This is a genomic window from Piscinibacter sp. (assembly GCF_050175855.1).
Classification (GTDB): domain Bacteria; phylum Pseudomonadota; class Gammaproteobacteria; order Burkholderiales; family Burkholderiaceae_C; genus Piscinibacter.
The window spans coordinates 1-13,099 of the sequence record NZ_JBFXIO010000096.1; the positions used below are offsets into that span (position 1 = coordinate 1).

16 protein-coding genes and 1 tRNA gene are annotated in these 13,099 nt (G+C 70.1%); 6 read left to right on the forward strand and 11 right to left on the reverse strand.

Features of this window, described 5'->3' with window-relative positions:
- A partial coding sequence (locus AB7U92_RS09645; protein WP_428575973.1) for a hypothetical protein occupies positions 1-273 on the reverse strand: 273 nt, incomplete at its 3' end.
- A gap of 162 nt (positions 274-435) precedes the next feature.
- On the opposite strand from AB7U92_RS09645, the gene AB7U92_RS09650 reads away from it, so the two are divergent.
- The 6 genes from AB7U92_RS09650 (at position 436) to AB7U92_RS09675 (ending at position 3,985) form a co-directional block, all read left to right on the forward strand.
- Entirely contained in the window at positions 436-681 is a 246-nt protein-coding gene (locus AB7U92_RS09650; RefSeq protein ID WP_428575974.1) for a hypothetical protein, read from the forward strand.
- A gap of 139 nt (positions 682-820) precedes the next feature.
- The gene (locus AB7U92_RS09655; protein ID WP_428575975.1) at positions 821-1,876 is read left to right on the forward strand and encodes an EamA family transporter; all 1,056 of its coding nucleotides are present in this window, start codon (positions 821-823) and stop codon (positions 1,874-1,876) included.
- Between the two features lie 47 nt (positions 1,877-1,923).
- Positions 1,924-2,277: a hypothetical protein gene (locus AB7U92_RS09660; protein ID WP_428575976.1), complete on the forward strand. Its 354-nt coding sequence runs from the start codon at positions 1,924-1,926 to the stop codon at positions 2,275-2,277.
- A 115-nt stretch (positions 2,278-2,392) separates the two neighbouring features.
- On the forward strand, positions 2,393-3,139 hold the full coding sequence (locus AB7U92_RS09665; protein WP_428575977.1) for a HupE/UreJ family protein: 747 nt from the start codon (positions 2,393-2,395) through the stop codon (positions 3,137-3,139).
- A 20-nt stretch (positions 3,140-3,159) separates the two neighbouring features.
- Positions 3,160-3,507, forward strand: coding sequence for a DUF6488 family protein (locus AB7U92_RS09670; protein ID WP_428575978.1), 348 nt, complete (start codon positions 3,160-3,162; stop codon positions 3,505-3,507).
- 142 nt (positions 3,508-3,649) lie between these two features.
- Positions 3,650-3,985 carry a hypothetical protein gene (locus AB7U92_RS09675; protein WP_428575979.1) on the forward strand — a complete coding sequence of 112 codons (336 nt, stop codon included), beginning with the start codon at positions 3,650-3,652 and terminating at the stop codon, positions 3,983-3,985.
- A gap of 6 nt (positions 3,986-3,991) precedes the next feature.
- Here the strand turns inward: AB7U92_RS09675 and AB7U92_RS09680 are convergent, their stop codons facing one another.
- From AB7U92_RS09680 to AB7U92_RS09725, 10 genes are all read right to left on the reverse strand, one after another.
- Positions 3,992-5,146 carry an MBL fold metallo-hydrolase gene (locus AB7U92_RS09680; RefSeq protein ID WP_428575980.1) on the reverse strand — a complete coding sequence of 385 codons (1,155 nt, stop codon included), beginning with the start codon at positions 5,144-5,146 and terminating at the stop codon, positions 3,992-3,994.
- A 98-nt stretch (positions 5,147-5,244) separates the two neighbouring features.
- On the reverse strand, positions 5,245-5,640 hold the full coding sequence (locus AB7U92_RS09685) for a DsrE family protein (protein ID WP_428575981.1): 396 nt from the start codon (positions 5,638-5,640) through the stop codon (positions 5,245-5,247).
- Positions 5,637-6,077, reverse strand: a complete 441-nt coding sequence (locus AB7U92_RS09690; protein ID WP_428575982.1) for a glycine cleavage system protein H — start codon at positions 6,075-6,077, stop codon at positions 5,637-5,639. Before AB7U92_RS09690 ends, AB7U92_RS09685 begins: the two co-directional genes overlap by 4 nt.
- A 24-nt stretch (positions 6,078-6,101) precedes the next feature.
- Positions 6,102-6,194: transfer RNA gene (locus AB7U92_RS09695), tRNA-Sec, on the reverse strand.
- 7 nt (positions 6,195-6,201) lie between these two features.
- On the reverse strand, positions 6,202-8,118 hold the full coding sequence (gene selB / locus AB7U92_RS09700; protein WP_428575983.1) for a selenocysteine-specific translation elongation factor: 1,917 nt from the start codon (positions 8,116-8,118) through the stop codon (positions 6,202-6,204).
- A gap of 4 nt (positions 8,119-8,122) precedes the next feature.
- Positions 8,123-9,568, reverse strand: a complete 1,446-nt coding sequence (selA, locus tag AB7U92_RS09705) for an L-seryl-tRNA(Sec) selenium transferase (RefSeq protein WP_428575984.1) — start codon at positions 9,566-9,568, stop codon at positions 8,123-8,125.
- Positions 9,565-10,587, reverse strand: coding sequence for a formate dehydrogenase accessory protein FdhE (gene fdhE, locus AB7U92_RS09710; RefSeq protein ID WP_428575985.1), 1,023 nt, complete (start codon positions 10,585-10,587; stop codon positions 9,565-9,567). The genes selA and fdhE overlap by 4 nt, the downstream gene beginning before the upstream one ends.
- Positions 10,588-10,591: 4 nt before the next feature.
- Entirely contained in the window at positions 10,592-11,215 is a 624-nt protein-coding gene (locus AB7U92_RS09715; RefSeq protein ID WP_428575986.1) for a formate dehydrogenase subunit gamma, read from the reverse strand.
- The gene (gene fdxH, locus AB7U92_RS09720; protein ID WP_428575987.1) at positions 11,215-12,090 is read right to left on the reverse strand and encodes a formate dehydrogenase subunit beta; all 876 of its coding nucleotides are present in this window, start codon (positions 12,088-12,090) and stop codon (positions 11,215-11,217) included. Before fdxH ends, AB7U92_RS09715 begins: the two co-directional genes overlap by 1 nt.
- A 3-nt stretch (positions 12,091-12,093) precedes the next feature.
- A partial coding sequence (locus tag AB7U92_RS09725) for a molybdopterin dinucleotide binding domain-containing protein (protein WP_428575988.1) occupies positions 12,094-13,099 on the reverse strand: 1,006 nt, incomplete at its 5' end.

The following is a 13,099-nucleotide window of genomic DNA, read 5'->3' on the forward strand; positions in this document are numbered from 1 at the left end:
GTACAGCCACTGGCCGCCGCGGCGCAGCAGCAGCACCTGGTAGGGGCGGAAGCCGCCGCGCTGGTAGAGCGGGTAGCGCGCCTGCGCCGCCGCATCGAAGTGCTGGCGGTCGGCCGCATCCAGCGTTGCCTGTTCGGCCGTGGCGGGCACCTGCAGCGGCGGGCTGCCGGCCACGCAACTGCGCAGCGACATCTGCGCAGCGGGCTGCGCGAATGCGCCCACCGAGACGGCGAGGCCCGCGATCGCGGTGCCCCAGGCTGTGCGTGCCTGCATCGTGCTCTCCTTGACGCCGGGCCGGCCAGGCCATGCTAGACCTCGCGGCGCGTGTGCGGAAGCAGGAAAGCCCTCGCTGGCGACTGCAGTACGGGTTGGTGAGCTGCAGGCGATGAGCGAGACTGCGCCACGGGGCTGCGCCGCGGCCCACGGGAGCGCCTCATGACCGGCTTCATCGTGCTGTTCTTCGTGCTGGGGGCGCTGTTCGGCCTCGCGACCGCCTCGTCGCAGCATCTCTTCAGCGAGGGCGCGGTGCGCCGCGGCGAGGATGCCGCGCCGTTTTCGCGCGGCAGCCGCGTGCTGTGGGTGCTGATCTGCAGCTGCCTGTGGCCGATCTTCCTGCTCACCGGCGCGCCGACACTGTGGCGCCTGGCCCGCGCGCGGGCCGGACGTGCACGCGGCCGCTAGCGCGGCTGCAGCTCATGCGACGACGGGACGACGGGCCTCGCGACAGCGGGTGGATGTGCCTCGTCCGTCTCAAGCCGACCCGAAGCAGCAACTCGTCGAACACAAGTGTGGTCGTTGGACGCCGTGGTCCAATTTGCACATGTCCCTCCGTCCCGCCTCGCCCGCGCTGGCCGCCGCGCTGCTGTTCGGCGCCAGCACGCCGCTGGCCAAGCTTCTGGTGGGCGACATGCCGCCGCTGCTGCTGGCGGGCCTGCTCTACCTAGGCAGCGGACTCGGGCTGGGTGCACTGCTGCTGGTGCGGTGGCTGCGCGACCCGGTGGCCGCGTCGCAGCTGCGCATCCCGCGCCCAGAGTGGCCCTGGCTCGGCGGCGCGATCTTCTTCGGTGGGCTGCTCGGGCCGGCGCTGCTGATGGCTGGCCTCACGCTCACCGACGGCGCAACCGCATCGCTGCTGCTGAACGTTGAGGGCGTGCTCACGGCGGTGATCGCCTGGCTCGTCTTCAAGGAGAACGCCGACCGGCAGATCGTGCTCGGCATGGTCGCCATCGTCGCTGGCGGCGTGCTGCTGTCGTGGGAGCCGGGGGCGGGCCGCCTGTCGGTCGGGGCGCTGCTGATCGTCGGCGCCTGTCTCGCCTGGGCGATCGACAACAACCTGACCCGCAAGGTCTCGACCCACGACGCAATGTTGGTCGCCTGCCTGAAGGGCGTGCTCGCCGGCAGCTGCAACACCGCGCTGGCACTGGCCGGCGGCGCGGCGCTGCCGCCGGGCGCGGCGGTGCTCGGCGGCCTCACTGTCGGCTTCCTCGGCTACGGACTCAGCCTCACCCTGTTCGTGGTGGCGTTGCGTGGCCTGGGTACGGCCCGCACCGGGGCGTACTTCTCGGTCGCGCCCCTGTTCGGCGTGCTGCTGTCGCTGGCGATCTGGCCGCAGCTGCCCGGCGGCCCGTTCTGGGCCGCGGCGATGCTGATGGCCGTCGGCGTCTGGCTTCACGTGCGCGAGAGGCACGAGCACGAACACTCGCACGAGGTGCTGCAGCACACGCACCGCCACCTCCATGACGAGCATCACCGGCACGATCATGACTTCGCCTGGGACGGTCGTGAATCGCACGCACACCCTCACCGTCACGAGGTGCTGACGCACAAGCACCCGCACTACCCGGACATCCATCACCGTCACGGCCACGGGCACTGAGCCTCTGCTTGGCACCGGTCGGCCGTCGACGGTTACCATTGCGCCCTGTGAACCGACGCCTGCGCTCCCTGCTGTTTGTCCTTTGCCTGATGTGGCAGCCGCTGTCGGCGCTGCTGCCGGCAGCGCTCGAGGCACGAGTGGAGGTCATCGGTCACGCCGTCGTGCACGATCAGGCGGTTGGCCATCACCACCACGACGATGCCTCGCTGCACCTGGGCGAGGCAGACGACGCACCGCACGAGCATGTGCTCGACGGCGGCCAGCCGCCAGCGCTTGTCGTGCACGCTGTCGGCATCGAGCCCGGCGAGCCCGCGACGGGTGTTCGCGCGGACGAAGTTGCGCCGCTCGCGTCGGCCGAACTCGACGGGCCGCTGCGCCCACCGCGCACCGCGCGCGCCTGAACCCTGTTGGACCGCGGCCGCCGTGCCGCGCCCGCTCCGCCGCAGCGGAGCAGCGATCTTTCTCCGACTCATGAAACTCCGATTCTCCTGGCGGGCCGCCGCATGGCTTGTGCCCGTGCTCCTGCTGCCTGCGCTCGCATTCGCGCACGGCATCTCCGACGAAGACAAGCGCCGCATGCTCGAAGGCAGTTACCTGCAGTATGTGGGTCTGGGCGCGAGCCACATGCTCACCGGCTACGACCACCTGCTCTTCCTGTTCGGTGTGGTGTTCTTCCTCACGACCTTCAAGGACGTGGCGAAGTTCGTCACCGTCTTCACCGTCGGTCATTGCATCACGCTGATCTTCGCGACCTACTTCAAGATCACCTGGAACTACTACCTCGTCGACGCCGTGATCGCGCTGAGCGTGATCTACAAGGGCTTCGACAACAACGGCGGCTTCCAGAAGTACTTTGGCATGGCTTCGCCGAACCTGCTGTGGGCGGTATTCGGCTTCGGGCTGCTGCATGGCTTCGGGCTGTCGACGCGCCTGCAGCAACTGCCGCTCGGTGACGACCCGGTGGCGATGCTCTGGCGCATCCTCAGCTTCAATGTCGGTGTCGAGCTGGGTCAGATCGCCGCGCTCGCGGTGATGGTCGCGATGCTGGCGGCGTGGCGTGCGCGGGCGTCGTTCGCCCGCTTTGCCTACGCAGCCAACCTCGCTTTGATCTACGCCGGTGTCTACCTGCTGTTCACGCAGCTGCACGGCTACCAGCACGATAGCGCGCCGGACAGCATCCGCTTCCCCGTGGAAGAGCACCGCCACCTCCACGAAGACATGGACATCCGCAACTCGGTCGACACCGACCGCAACCAGCTCTGAAGCTCACGAAAGGAAGAACCTTGAAATCGCTTATCGCCACTCTCGCCATTTCGTTCGCCGCCATTGCCGCCCCGTCCCGCGCCGACGAAGGTGGCGGCTGCCACTTTCACGGTAGCAAGCCGGCCACGGCCGACACGGTTTCCGGCTGCGCGACTCTGCGCAAGGCCCAGCTCGTCAAGCAGGGCAAGCTGGACGCGACCTGGGCGTCGGTCAAAGGCGGCGCGCCCGAGCAGGTGGACGGCAAGAAGGGCAAGGAATGGAAGGTCACTTTACAGAACCCCGCCGCGACCGACAAGGCCAAGCAGACGCTCTACATGTTCTACACGCTGCCGGGCAACTTCATCGCAGCGAACTTCACGGGGCAGTGATCGAAGGCCTCGGGGCCTTGTGCCCCGAGGATTGCTCGATGCCAGCTGCCGAGAAGAGCTGGTGATGTCGGCTTGTCGCCGTCTCAGGTCATCCCACCCGACGTCGCTCCATCGCAGATCGGTCGGTCGCTAGACTCGGCCGATGCCGCGCCGCGAAGTCCGCCATCATCACCACGTGTACGTCGCCGAACTGTCCGACCGCGTGTGGAACGAGCCGAGCTTCCGCAAGGCGAATCCGGACTACCGGCTGGGCAAGCCTTTCGTCTATGTCGGCATGACCGGGCTCGACCCCGATCTGCGCTTCGACAGGCACAAGGCCGGCATCCAGGCCAATCGCTTCGTCCGCGAGTACGGTCTGCGCCTGCTCCCGCACTTGTACGAGGTCTACAACCCGATGCCCTACGAGGCCGCGCGCGAGATGGAAGTGGAACTCGCGATCGGCCTGCGCGAGGCGGGCTACGGCGTGTGGCAGGCCTGAGCGACCTCAGGCCGAGAAGATGAACCTCGTGCCCGTCGACGACCTCACGAACTTCGGCCCGAACTGGGCCTGGGCCATGCCGATGAAGGCTTCGCCGCTGCAGTGCATCGGGATGACGAAGTCGGGATTGAAGGGCTTGAGCCCTTCGATGGTCTGCTGCAGGTAGGCCTCGGGGTGCGGCGCCAGGTGGAACCCGCCCAGCACCGCATGGACCTTGTCGATGCCCGAGACCTTCACGGCCGTGCGCACCGAGTTGACGATGCCTCGGTGGCCGCACGAGGTCATGATGACCAGGCCACGACCCTTGACGTGGTAGACCGTCGCCTGCTCGTGCTCGAAGTCGTCCGGGATGCTCATCGCGACGCGCTTGGCCGCGTTCACCTTCGCCGGCTCGCAGCCGAGCGCGCCCTGCATGCCGACCGACATCCGGGTCGGTGACAGCACCTTCTCGAAGCCCTCCGCCGGGATGAAGCCCGTCGTGAACCCGTGCGATGCGAGCACGGACGGCTTCTCGGCGAACGTGACGACGAGGCCCGCTTGCTTGATCGCCTCGCGGTCGAGCGCGCCGAACTTGCCGGGATTTCCGGGAACGTTGAGCTCGCGCGTGCAGAAGCACTCTTCGCTGCCCATGTAGAAGGGCAGGTCCTTCTTCAGCTTGCCCCGCGTCGCCTCGAGGAAGCCGACCATGCCACCGAAGTGATCGTAGTGGCCATGGCTCAGCGCGATGGCGTCGAGCCGCGAGGGATCGATACCGAACAGCGCGAGATTGTTGAGCAGGGTCTCGGGCGTGTAGCCGAAGTCGAAGAGCACCTGCCGGCTCTCCGCGCCGCGCTGCGATTCGATGTGCCAGGCCAGGCCCCATTCGTTCTGCACGGCGCGCTTCGGCGGTTCCGCCGTGGAAACGGCGAAGCCGAAACGCTGGATCTCCAGCGACCCCAGCTTGGTGCTGCGCTCGAAGGCGTGGTGGTAGGAGTCGGTCACCACCCGGATGGCCACCTTGTCGACCTCGGGCACGCTCGAGCCCAGCGGTTCGGCCGCGGCCACGCGGCTGCCGAACAAGCCGCCCGCGGCAGCGGCCGCGATCGACCCCATGCCGGCGCGCAACAGCCGGCGCCGGCCTGCGCTGCCGAGATAGTCACCTTCCTCCGTCGCTTCTCGCATCTGAGTTCTCCCGTCAAGGAATGACGGGTGATTGGATGCGGCCGGCCGGCCTCGCGTCAACTTGCAGTGCAGCAACGCGGCGCACGGCAGCGACCGTCTCAGAACACCAGCGTGCGCCAGCGTCGGTCGGCCGCGCGGGCCATGAACTGCACCGCGCCGCCTCGGCCGTGGCATTCCGGAATCAGCGTGGCTGCATCGACGCCCTGCGCGTCGAGCGCATCGCTGCAGGCGTAGAGCCTCGCGCCGTGCGTCACGGCCTCGCGCAGACTGTCGAGCACGGTCTTGGCATGACGCTCGCTGGCGCGCAGCGAGGCCGCCACGCCGGGCGCGAGCAGGTGCACGCTGCGTGCCGTGAAGTAGATCTCCACCGGGATCTCCATCGCGGCCGCCGCGGCGGCGTGGAAGAAGGGCGTGGCCAGCCGTTGCGGCTGGTCCGGATCGGCGGCCCAGAGCAGGATGGCGATGCCGTCCACCGGCTCGTCGACGAAGCTCAAGCACCGTCTCCTTCGATGCGCGACAGCCAGGCGTGGTGTTCCATCGCGGCGGCCACCGGCCCGCCGTGCAGCAGCGCCGCGCGGTCGGCCTCGAAGTCGGCCAGCCACACGCGCGCCAGCCAGCCCTCGCCATAGGGATCGCGGTGCACCAGCTCGGGCGTGCCGGCCAGGCGTTCGTTCACGGCCGCCACCGTGCCGCGCACCGGCGACTTGACCGAGACGATGGACTTGGCCAGTTCCACCACCGCGATGGCGCGCCCCTGCTCGACCACGCTGTCCACCGGCTTCGGCCGTGCCATGTAGATCTCGCCGGCCTGCGCGATGCCCAGCGCGGTGATGCCCACCGTCGCCGTGCCATCGCGCTCCAGCCGCGCCCACACCTGATCCTCGACCAGGTAGTGCAGGTCGTCCGGGAACTCGAGCCCGGCGGCCTTCATGGCGCGCGCGCAAGGGTTGGACGGCGGAGGGGAACGGGAGTCGAACCCGCCCGGCAGCGCATGGCGCCACCCACCGGGTTTGAAGCCCGGCCGATCCACCAGGATCGTTTCCCCTCCGTTGATCTCATGACACCGTCTCCTCGACGAACAGCGTCGAGTCGGCGCGCAGCTTGTGCAGGTCGCCCACGCGGCGCAGCAGGCCGACGCGGTCGAAGTACTCCAGGATCTGGATCGCCCGCTTGCGGCCCAGGCCGGTGGCGTCGCGGAACTTCGCCGCGGTGACCTCGCCCGAGCCCTGTTCGGCCGCACATCGGCGCGCGATGCCCGCGAGCCTGGCCATCGTGTCCATCGGGAAGTAGAGGTCCTTGACCACCTGGTGCAGCTCGCCGCGCTGCGCCAGTCGCGCGAGCGTGGTGCGCATCAGCGCCTCGGATTCGCCGCTGTCGCGCGCCAGGTCGCGCGCCCAGGCGCCCTCGAAGCCGGCCTGAGCGAGCGGCACGGCCACCTTCTGCGCAATGCGCTCCTCGCTGGCCGACAGCCGCACGCCGTGCGCGGGCAGGTGCACGAAGGCGCCACGCAGCGCCAGGCCGCCATCGCGGCGCAGCGCGTCGAGCAGCGCGCGCCACAGCGGCTCGGGCAGGCGCGGCAAGGCGAGGCGGCGCAGCCGCGCGGCATCCGGGCCGATCTCGTCGGGCTGGCGCTCGTGGAAGGCGGCCAGGGCCGCGAGCACGGCGCTGCGCGCCGCCGCCACGTGGGCAGCGCCGAGTGCCCAGTCGCCGTGGGCATCGGTGTGGCGCAGCGCGTTCGCTCCCGGCGGCGCGAGCGAACGGCCCTGCGCGGCGGCCAAGCGCCGCAGGTCCACGCCGTTCGGCGCCTGGGCGAGCAGGGCTTCGAGCCGCTGGTCCGGCGAGGGCAGGGCGAGCGCATCGAGCTCGGCCAGCCGCTGCGGCGTGCGGCGGTAGCGCTGCGGCGCGAAGGGGTCGAGCACCACGCCGCCGGCCAGCGTGCGCGACGCCGATGCATCGCGCAGCACCACGCGCTCGCCGTGCCAGGCGCCCACCGCCTGGCGCAGCACCAGCTGCACGCGCGCCGAGGCGCCGGGCTCCAGCAGGTCGCCGTCGAGCACCGCCACCGTGCCGGGCACGCCGGCAGCGCCGAGGTGCACCTGCACCGGCGTGCCCGAGCGCAATGGCTTGCCTTCCTCGTGCCACAGCGTCAGCCGCGCGTCGAGCCGGTCGGTGGCCAGCGCCGCTGCGGGCGCGGCGAGCCACTGGCCGCGTGCGATCTCGTCCCTGGCCACGCCCACCAGCGAGACGGCGCAGCGTTGCCCGGCCTGCGCCTGCGCTACCGGCTGATTCTGCGCATGCAGGCTGCGCACGCGCGCCTCGCGCTCGCCCGGCACGAGGCGCACGGTGTCGCCCACCGCCACGCGGCCGGCGTGCACCGTGCCCGTCACCACCGTGCCCACGCCGTCGAGCGTGAAGGCGCGGTCGATGGCCAGCCGGAAGGCAGCATCGGCCTCGGCGCGCGGCGGCAGCGTGCGTGCCGCCTCGAAAAGGAGGCCGCGCAGCGCATCGAGGCCTTCGCCGCCGTGCGCCGAGACCGCCAGCACCGGCGCGCCTTCGAGCGGCGTGCCGTGCAGCAGCGCCGCGGCCTCGTCCTTCACCGCGTGCACCCGTGATGCATCGGCGCGATCGGCCTTGGTCACCACCACCGCGCCGCGGCTCAGGCCGAGCAGCGACAGCACGGCCAGGTGCTCGCGCGTCTGCGGCATCGGGCCGTCGTCGGCGGCCACCAGCAGCAAGGCAAAGTCGATGCCTGTCGCGCCGGCGAGCATGGTGTGCACCAGTCGCTCGTGGCCGGGCACGTCGACGAAGCCGATTCGCATGGCCGAGCCAGGCACGTCGAGGAACGCATAGCCCAGCTCGATGCTGATGCCGCGCTTCTTTTCTTCGGGCAGGCGGTCGGTGTCCACGCCGGTGAGCGCGCTCACCAGCGTGGTCTTGCCGTGGTCGATGTGGCCTGCAGTGCCGACGATCATGGCTTCAGGCCAGCGCCGCGCGCAAGGCGGGCAACTGGTCGGCGAAGGGTTGCGGATCTTCCAGGCCGCGAAGGTCGAGCAGCAGCCGGTCTTCCGCGATGCGGCCGATCACCGGCAGCGGCAGGGCGCGCAGCGCCGAGGCGAGTTCGTCGAGCGCGCGGCCGGCGCCCTTCTTCTGCAAGGGCGAGAGGGCGAGCCCCGCCGAAGGTAGCCGTTCGACTGGCAGCGAGCCCGAGCCGATCTGGCCCTGCATGGCCGCCACCTCCACCGTGAAGCGCGGCGCCACGGCCTCGACCACGATGGGCGCAAGCCGCTGCGCCAGCGCGCGGATCTCGCCTTCCGGGCGGGTGAGCAGGCGCAGCGTCGGCAGGTCCCGTGCGAGCCGCTCGGGGCGCAGGTAGAGCCTCAGCGTGGCTTCGAGCGCCGCCAGCGGCAGCTTGCTCATGCGCAGCGCGCGCTTCATCGGGAACTTGCGGATGCGGCCGACTGCCTCCTTCGTGCCGACGATCAGCCCGGCCTGCGGCCCGCCGAGCAGCTTGTCGCCACTGAAGGTGACCACGTCGCAGCCGGCGGCGAGCTTCTCCTGCGGCAGCGGCTCGCGCGGCAGGCCATGGGCGGCCAGGTCGACCAGCGCGCCGCTGCCGAGATCGGTGGCCATCGGCAGGCCCCTGGCGTGCGCGATGCGCGCGATGTCGGCCTCGTCGACCGAGGCGGTGAAGCCCTGAACCGCGTAGTTGCTGGTGTGCACCTTCATCAGCAGCGCGGTGCGCTCGCCGATGGCGCGCTCGTAGTCGTGCGGATGGGTGCGGTTGGTGGTGCCCACCTCGACCAGCGTGGCGCCGGCGGCGGCCATCACGTCGGGCATGCGGAAGGCGCCGCCGATCTCCACCAGCTCGCCGCGCGACACGATCACTTCGCGCCCCCGCGCCAGCGCCGCGATGGTCAGCAGCACCGCCGCTGCGTTGTTGTTGACCACCGTGGCTGCCTGGGCGCCCGTCAGCGTGCAAAGCAGCTCCTCGACAATGCTGTCGCGGTCGCCGCGGCCGCCGCTGGCCAGGTCGTACTCGAGGTCGTTCGGCCCGGCCATCATCGCCAGCAGGTGCTGCAGCGCCGGTTCGGCCAGCAGCGCGCGGCCGAGGTTGGTGTGGATCACCGTGCCGGTGAGGTTGAGCACGCGGCGCATGCGCGGCGCCAGGCGTGCGTCGATGCGGCTTCGCAGGGCGGCCTGCAGTGCGGCGGGCTGCACGTCGCCTGCTTCCAGTGCGCCAGCCAGCGCCCGCACGCGCAGTCCATCGAGCAACGCGCGCGCCTCGCCGGCCACCAGGGTGTGGCCATGCTCGGCCAGCAGTGCGGCGCTGTCGGGCGAACGGATCAGGCGGTCGACGGAGGGGAGGTCCTTCGCGCTGGCCTTGGAACCGTGCACCACGGATTCGTCGGGCCGGGCGGTCATGGACTCGGTGCGTCGGGTGGCGCGTTCGACGGCGCTTCGGGCGCGCCGAACAGCAGCATCAGGTTGACGCCATGGCGCTGGAAGCCGGCCTCGGAGACCAGCAGATCCAGCGTGACGCTGGCGAGGTCGTCGGCCGCCGGTTCCATGAACGGGTCGCGGTCGGTGTGCATGATCTTCAGGTAGCTGCTGCAGTCGTCGCAGCTCTCGGCCTGCAGCGCAGCACCGGCGGCGCGGCTGGCGCCGTCCTCGCTGCTGCCCGCGGCGTCCAGCGAGTGGTAGGCCAGGCTCTTCGTGGACAGGCAGCTCGGGCACTTGATGCGCACCATGTGCCACTGCATGCCGCACAGCGAGCAGTGCAGGTAGCGCTGGCCCAGCGATTCGCCGCTGCTGCGCGTGATGCTGGCGGTGGGCCGGCGGCCACAGCACGGGCAGGTGGTCTCGTCGTCGGTGCGGCCGAAGGGCGCGCCGCGCGCGCCGGCCTGGGCCAGCAGCGTGGTCACCATGTGCGTCCAGTAGACCTGCAAGGCCGCGGCCACCACCGGCGCGGTGGCGAGGTCGAGCCCCTCCATCACGCCGGTGAGCAGGCCATCGGCCTGGCGTTCGAACCACACCGTATCGGCGCGGGCGATGCGCTCCAGCGCGGCCTGCGCGCCGGCCGGAGCGCTGCCGCGCAGGTCCGCGGCGATCACCTTGGCCACGCCGTGCCACACCGGGTCGCGCGGCCAGTCCACCGCCGGCAGCGGTGGCAGGCCGGCTTTCGCGGCGCGGTCGAGCGCGTCGCCATCGGGCAAGGGCACGCTCGGGAAGCCCTCGAGCCGGTCCTGCTGCGCCTGCGCGAGGTCGGCCATGAAGAGCAGGTAGTCCCACATCGCATGGCCGCGCGCCAGCTGGCGCAGGCGCATGGCGCGTTCGGCGAAGACGGTGCCGCGCTGCGGCGGATGCAGGAACGCCATCTCGCCGCCGGCACGCGCGGCGATCTCCTCGGGCGTCATCACCCGCACGGTGGCGGCAGTCGTCATCGCTTCACTTTCCTCGTGTCATCTCGCGGTGCCACAGCGCATGGTGCTGCTTCGCCCAGCTCTCGGTGACGGTGCCGCGCGTCATCGCGCGCACCGTGCCCTTCACCCAGATCGCCGCATAGACGTGCATCACGGTGGCCAGGATCAGCACCACCGCGGCCACGGCATGCAGCAGCACCGCCGCGCGTCCGAGCGGGATCGAGAAGTAGGGCGAGAACCAGGGCTGCCAGAACATCACGCCGGTGACCAGCAGCACGAGCAGGCTCACGGCCATCATCCAGAACACGCCCTTCTGCCCGGCGTTGTACTTGCCCACCGGCGGCATCTTCGACTTGTCGCCGCGCAGCATGTCGCCGCTGTGCCTGCGCCACTCGCGGTCGGCGTCGTTGAGCACGTTGTCGCGCCAGAGCTTGAAGAACAGGCCGAGGAAGCTGACGAACATCACCACCCCGAGGAAAGGATGGAGGATGCGCGCCCACTGCCCGCCGCCAAACAGGTGGGTGAGGAAGTAGAAGGACGGGTGGAAGAAGGCCAGGCCCGAGAGCCCGGCCAGCACGAAGAACAGCGCGATGACCCAGTGGTTCATGCGCTCGCGCTCGTTGTAGCGCTGCAGGAGCTTCTGAGCCATCACGCGTTCTCCTTCTCGTCGGTCTTCTCTTCGATCGGCCCGACCTTCATGTAGTGGAAGAAGCCCACCAGCACCGCGCCGAGCATGCCGGCCACGGCCAGCGGCTTGGCGATGCCCTTCCACAGCGACACCATCGGGCTGATGGTCGGATCCTTCGGCAGCTCCTCCAGCTCCGGCTTGTCGGCGTGCTTGAGCACGTACATGACGTGCGTGCCGCCCACGCCGGCCGGGTTGTACAGGCCCGCGTTCCTGAATCCGCGGTCCTTGAGCTCGCCGGCGCGCTTCTCGCCGTAGGCCACCATCTCGTCCTTGGTGCCGAAGCCGATCGCCCCGGTGGGGCAGGTCTTCACGCACGCCGGCTCGAGGCCCACGCCCACCCGGTCGGAACACAAGGTGCACTTGTAGGCCTTGTTGTCCTTCTGGCTGATGCGCGGCACGTCGAAGGGGCAACCCTTGACGCAGTAGCCGCAGCCGATGCAGTTCTCCGAGATGAAGTCGACGATGCCGTTGGCGTACTTGACGATCGCGCCGGGTGCCGGGCAGGCCTTCAGGCAGCCCGGATCCTCGCAGTGCATGCAGCCGTCCTTGCGGATCAGCCACTCGAGGTTGCCCTGCTCCGGCTCGACCTCGAAGAACTTCATCACCGTCCAGGATGAGGGCGTGAGGTCGCTCGGGTTGTCGTAGACGCCGATGTTGGTGCCGACCTCGTCACGCAGGTCGTTCCAGTTCATGCACGCGACCTGGCAGGCCTTGCAGCCGATGCACTTGGACTCGTCGATGAGCTTGGCGACCTGCGGCACGGCGGTGCGCACCTGCGGGGTGGGGGTGGTGGTGGCGGAGCGCGCCACGACATCCAGTGATTGCAGACTGGCCATGGCTTACACCTTCTCGATGTTGACGAGGAACGCCTTGAACTCCGGCGTCTGCGAGTTCGCGTCGCCGACGAAAGGAGTCAGTGCGTTGGCCAGGTAGCCGTTCTGCGTCACGCCCTTGAAGCCCCAGTGGATGGGGATGCCGACGTGGTGCACCTTCTTGCCGTCGACATCGAGCGCCCGGATCCGCTTGGTGACCACGCAGGCCGCGACCACCTCGCCGCGGTTGCTGCGCACCTTGACCTGGTCGCCCTGCTTGATGCCCTTCTCCCGGGCCAGCTCCTCGCCGATCTCGACGAACGGCGCGGGCTGCACGATCGCGTTGCTGCGCGAGTGCTTGGTCCAGAAGTGCAGGTGCTCGGTCAGGCGGTAGGTGGTGGCCGCGTAGGGGAACTCGTCCTTCTTGCCGAAGGCTTCGAGGTCGCCCTTGTAGACGCGGGCCGCGGGGTTGCTGGTGGCCTTCGGGTTGTCCGGGCACATCGGGTTCATACCCAGCGGCGTCTCGAACGGCTCGTAGTGCTCGGGGAAGGGGCCTTCGGCCATGCCCATCGCGTGCAGCCGGGCCACACCCTCCGGGGTCATGATGAACGAGCCCACGCCTTCCTCCGGCGCCGCGTTCGGTCGCATGTCCGGGATGTCGGCACCGCCCCAGGCCGTGCCGTTCCAGGCCAGGTACTTGCGGCTCGGATCCCATGGCTTGCCCGACGGGTCGGCACTGGCACGGTTGTAGAGGATGCGCCGGTTGGCCGGCCACGAGTAGCCCCAGTTCGGGAACACGCCGAGTCCGGTCGGGTCACTGTTGTCGCGCCGTGCGGTCAGGTTGCCCGCCTGGCTCCAGCAGCCCGAGTAGAGCCAGTTGCCGCAGCTGGTGCTGCCGTCGTCGCGCAGCAGGCCGAAGCCGGCCACCTGCTCGCCGGCCTTGACCAGCACCTTCGGCGGCGCCTTCGGGTCCTTCGGGTCGGGCGGGGCGAGTAGGTCGACCAGCGCCTTGCCGGAGATCTCCTTGAGCAGC